The sequence below is a fragment of the Dietzia sp. CQ4 genome (assembly GCF_014145125.1).
In the GTDB taxonomy this organism is placed as follows: Bacteria; Actinomycetota; Actinomycetes; order Mycobacteriales; family Mycobacteriaceae; genus Dietzia; species Dietzia natronolimnaea.
Window position 1 is genome coordinate 1 of the sequence record NZ_JAALDZ010000061.1, and the last position, 4,915, is coordinate 4,915.

4 protein-coding genes are annotated in these 4,915 nt (G+C 72.5%); all 4 read right to left on the reverse strand.

Annotated elements, in window-relative coordinates; translation table 11 throughout:
* Positions 1–49 precede the first annotated feature (49 nt).
* Positions 50–664 (reverse strand): response regulator transcription factor, encoded by a 615-nt coding sequence (locus G6031_RS04305; protein WP_338404046.1) that lies wholly within the window; start codon positions 662–664, stop codon positions 50–52.
* A gap of 83 nt (positions 665–747) precedes the next feature.
* A complete protein-coding gene (locus tag G6031_RS04310) occupies positions 748–2,115 on the reverse strand; it encodes a histidine kinase (protein ID WP_182652555.1) in 1,368 nt (455 codons plus the stop codon).
* The gene (locus G6031_RS04315; RefSeq protein WP_241737182.1) at positions 2,112–3,275 is read right to left on the reverse strand and encodes an iron-containing alcohol dehydrogenase; all 1,164 of its coding nucleotides are present in this window, start codon (positions 3,273–3,275) and stop codon (positions 2,112–2,114) included. The genes G6031_RS04310 and G6031_RS04315 overlap by 4 nt, the downstream gene beginning before the upstream one ends.
* 25 nt (positions 3,276–3,300) lie before the next feature.
* A partial coding sequence (locus G6031_RS04320; RefSeq protein WP_347238438.1) for a VWA domain-containing protein occupies positions 3,301–4,915 on the reverse strand: 1,615 nt, incomplete at its 5' end.

Here is a 4,915-nt window from a genome sequence, read left to right on the forward strand (position 1 = left end):
GGGGCGGCGGCGACGGGCGGGGCGGGGGCGACGGGCGGGGCGGGGGCGGTCAGAGCAGGCCCTGCTGACTGGCCACGTACACCGCCTCGGCCCGCCGTGAGACCTTGAGCTTGCGCAGGATGTTGCTGATGTGGAACTTGGCGGTGGTGGCCGAGATGAACAGCGCCTGACCGATCTCCTTGTTGGACATCCCCTCCGCCAGCAGTTTCAGGACCTCGATCTCCCGGGCCGACAGGGCCTCGGACGCCGAGCCCACGCCCTTGAGCGCGTCGAGCACCATGGACGCGGTCCGGGCGTCGAAGGCGCTCTGCCCCGCCGAGACCGACCGGACGGCGGTCACCAGCTCGGTCACGTCCACGTTCTTGACCACGTATCCCCGGGCCCCCGCCCGGACCGCCCGCACGACGATCGCCTTGTCGAGGAAGGTCGTGAGCACAAGAGGGGCCACGTCGGGGAACAGGTCGCGGACCGCCGCACAGACCCGCAACCCGTCGAGCTCGGAGCCGCTCCCGAGTTTGAGGTCGATCACCGCGACGTCCGGGCGGGTCGAGCGGATGACCTCCAGCGCAGCGTCCGCGGTCGACGCCTCACCGACCACCTCGAGGTCGGGCTCCCGCTCCAGCATCAGCCGCAATCCCTCTCGCAGGACGGCGTGGTCGTCCACCAGGACGGTGCGGATCGTCGACGGTGGGGTCGTGGGGCCGGTCCCAGGCGGGGTCCTCGGCCCGGGGGTCGTCGGACCCGGGGTCATCGGGCCGGCCGCCGGTCGAGGCCGTCGACGCGGGGCGCCACCACAGTGATCGCCACCCCACCCAGGTCGGACTCCACGATGCCCAGTTCTCCCCCCACCAGCTCGGCCCTCTCCCTCATGTTGACCAGGCCCTGGCGCTCCGCGGGGGAACCGGTCCGCTCGCCCTCGAGCATGGCCCGCAGGTCCTCCGGCCGTCCCACGCCGTCGTCCTCCACGGTCAGCACCACGGCCTCGTCACCGAAGTCCAGGGTCACCACCACGCCGTGCCCCCGCGAATGCCGCGAGGAGTTCGCGAGCGCCTCACCGGCGATCCGGAGCAGCTCGTGCTCGATCCCCGGGGTCGTCGGGACCTCGCTGCCGAGGACCCTGACCTCGGTGGTCATGCCCGACGGGACGTGGAGGCGGCACAGGTCCTCGATCAGCCGGCTCAGGCGCCCGTCCCCGTCGTCGATCGTGCGGAGTGCGTAGATCACGGACCGCAGCTGGTCGACGGCCTGGTCGGTCAGGTGCACCGCCTTCTCGAGCAGCGGCCGCTGCTGCTCGGCGCATCCCACCGCATCGAGTCCGAGTTGGAGGTGCATCCCCGCACCGAGCACGAGTTGCGACACGCTGTCGTGCAGTTCCCGGGCCATGCGCGACCGTTCGACGTCGAGGATCCGCTGACGATGTACGGCGTCGAGTTCCCGGTGGGCGATTTCGAGTTCGGAGTTCCGCCGGGACAACTCCACCACGTGCCCGCGGGCCTCCTCGTAGGCCTCCTCCGCCCGGGAGAGCAGCGTCTCCTGGTCCCGGAACAGGACGGAGTTGTGCAGTGCCACGGCCGCCTGCGCGGCGAGGATCCGCAGGACCACGGTGTCGATGTCGTCGGCCGGCCGCCCGGGGTGACGCCAGGACGCCAGTCCACCGATCACCCCGCCGTGCAGGATCAGCGGCACGGTCACCGCGTCGGGACCGCCGGCCTCCGCGACCTCGGCGAACCGACCGCCCCGGAGCACCGCGAGCAGGACGTTGACCACACCCTTGGGCAGCCCCTCCGGCACCGGCGCCAGGTCCCGCCCCTCGAACGCGACGAACCGCCCCTCGGGGTCCACGATGACGTGCCGCGGTTCGACGGACGGGAGCTGACCGTCCCGGAGGGCCACCAGCGCCCACTCGGCGTCGAGCTGGTCGTAGGCGACCCGGAGGACCGACAGCATCAGCTCCTCGGGCCCCTCGGCGGTCCGCACCAGCGCCCCGGAGACCCGGTCGAGCGCGTGCATGGAGCGGCGCAGCCGCGACTCCGCCGCACGGTACTGGTCGAAGAAACTCCTCTTGACCGACCGCAGGCCGAGGAGGGAGTCGAGGTCCGTGGGCCCCTCGGTCATGACGCCTCCCGATACAGTCGTTCGACGTCCTCGAGGGTGACGGGACGTGGATTCGTGGCCATGCACAGATCGTCGAGCGCGAGCGCGGCCAACGTGGGGATGTCCTCGCCGCGGACCCCGAGGTGCGTGAGCCCCGCCGGGATCCCGACGGACTCCGCGAGGTCCCGGAAGCGGTCCGCGACCCGGTCCGTCACCTGACCGCCCCGGGACCCGACGGCGACCCCGGCGGCGCGCGCCAGGTCCGCCATGCGGTCCGGGGGCATCACCACCCCGTTGTGCCGGACGACATGGGACAACAGGACGCCGTTGATCTGGCCGTGCGACGAGTCGTACCGCCCGCCCACCGGATGGCTCATCGCGTGGACCGCCCCCAGGACGGCGTTGCTGAACGCCATCCCCGCCTCGAGCGACGCGAGCGCCATGTCCTCCAGTTGCCCGTCGCCGTGCCTCTCGCCGCCCCCGAGCCTGTCGAGCGACCGCGTGCACAGCTCGACGGACCGCAGGGCGTGGGAGTCCGTCAACGGACCCGCCGCGCGCGAGAAGTACGCCTCCACCCCGTGGGAGAGCACGTCGATCGCCGTGGCCGCCCGCACGTCCTCGGGGACGGTGGCGTGGGTGGCCGGGTCGATGACCGTCACGTCCGGCACCAGAGAGCGGCTGACGATGGTCACCTTGGTCCGCCGGTCCGAGTCGTTGACCACGCAGAACTGGGAGACGTCGGCACCACTGCCGGCCGTCGTCGGCACGGCCACCACCGGGGGCAGCGGCAGCCGGATCCGGTCGACCCCCTCGTACTCGAGGACGTGCCCTCCGTTGGAGACGACGAGCGCCACCCCCTTGGCGGCGTCGATCACCGAGCCGCCGCCCACCGCCACGATGACGTCGCACCCCGAGGAGTGGTAGGTCCTCGCGCCGGAGAGGATCTGGGACGCCCGCGGGTTCGGCCGGACATCGGACCACACGACCGGCTCCGCACCCCGCGCCCTCAGCCCGTCGACGACCGTGCCCGGCCACGGGGTGAGTTCGAGCCACGGATCGGTGACGACGAGGGGACGCCGTGCGCCCAGTCCCATGGCGGCGGTCGCGGCCTCGGGCAGGGCACCGAAGCCGAAGAGGATCTCCGGCGCGTGGAACTTGGCCACCCGGCCTTCCGACGACATGCCCACACGATAGGCCCGGGTCATGTCAGGCGAGCGAGCTTCCCAGCAGACCTGCCCGTTCGGACAGTTCCGCGGGGTCGCGCGCGGTCACCACCCCGTCCAGGTACCGGGCGTACACGCTCAGCCCACACGTGGGCCGGTTCCAATACCTCCGGGCCTCCGGGGTGATCCACGCCATCCGGTGGGCCCGCCTGCTGATCCGTCCGACCAGGTCCTCCCGAGGATCCAGGCCGTTGCTCCGCCCGTCACCCACGACGAGGACCGAGGTCCGGGCGTCGATCAGGTCGCCGTGGCGGTCGAGCAGCTCGGCGAACATCCGCCCGTAGTCACTGCTGGCCTCGAGGTCCAGACCGGGTGCGGCCAGCACGGTCGCCAACGCGTCCGGACCCGACGACGACAGGAGGTGGTCGGTCACGTCGACGGGTCGGTCGACGAAGGCGACCACGGAGCACCTGTTGACCTTCCGGTGCAGGCTCTGGGCCAGCCGCAGCACGAATCCGGTGACGGGACGGACCGAGAGCGACACGTCGACGAGGATCAGGAGCTTGAGCGGCCCGGGGACACGGGTCCGGTTCATGATGGTGAACGCCTCGCCGTCCGTCGCCCAGGCCCGTCGCAGGGTGGAGCGCGAATCGAGCAGCCCGCGGGCGAACGGCCGGGAGCGCCGCCGGGGGGCGCCCCGGATCCGGCGCATCACCTCGTGAGACGCGCGCTCGAGGTCCCCGCCGTCGGGCGCCTCCGGGCCCCCGTTGACCTCGTCGTCGTCGACACGACCGTCGGTGACGTCCCCCGCGAGGTTCCTCAGGAACTCCACGACCGCGTCGACGAACATCCCCACCTGCTCGCCCGCCGGGGGCCCGCCCTCGTCGGCGTGCCCCGCGTACACCTGTCGGGCGTCGTACCCGTCGAGGGTCCGCAGGACGTCGAGCGCGTCCGCCCAGTCCAACGACTCGCCACTGGAGACCGAGATGGCGGAGGACCCCATCTCCCCCACCCGGTCCGACGACGCGCGATCCACCTCGATCTCGTAGGTGACCGAGGACTGCCACCGCTCCGCCCCCGCCTCGACCGCGAACTCCTCCTCGCCCGTCGCGGTCGAGAAGTCGGAGTCGTCGTAGTGGATGTCCTCGTCACGGCGGGCCGTCTCGTCGCCCTCGACCAGGTCACCGATCTCGGCCGGGTCCAGGTCCGACGGGGTGAACGGCGAGGACCCGTCCGAGTCCAGTCCCAGCTCGTCGGGCAGCGCCCCCACCTGCGGGGCGTCGCCCCGGGCCCCTCCGGAGTCCTCGACCCGGGCCGCCCGCACACCGAGGAAGAAGCTGTCGAAGACCGCGTCGAAGCCCCGGTTCTCCCGCTGGTACTTGACGGTCACCGCACGGAGCGCCGGCCGGAGGACCTCGGGCCGGGAGGTCCCCACCAGCGCGAGGACCGTCCGCAGTTCCACCACCTCGGCCGGGGAGACCGCGACCCCGCGTTCCCTGAGCAGCCGCCCGAACGCCACGGAGACGATGTCGAGCACCTGCGGGGGCGAGACGTGGGACCTGTCCCCGGGCGTCATCGTCGTCCGGTCCCGCGCCCGGCCACGCTGCGGGCCCGGCCGGCCCCGAACGCGGCGGAGGTCGACGCCCCGGTCACGTCGG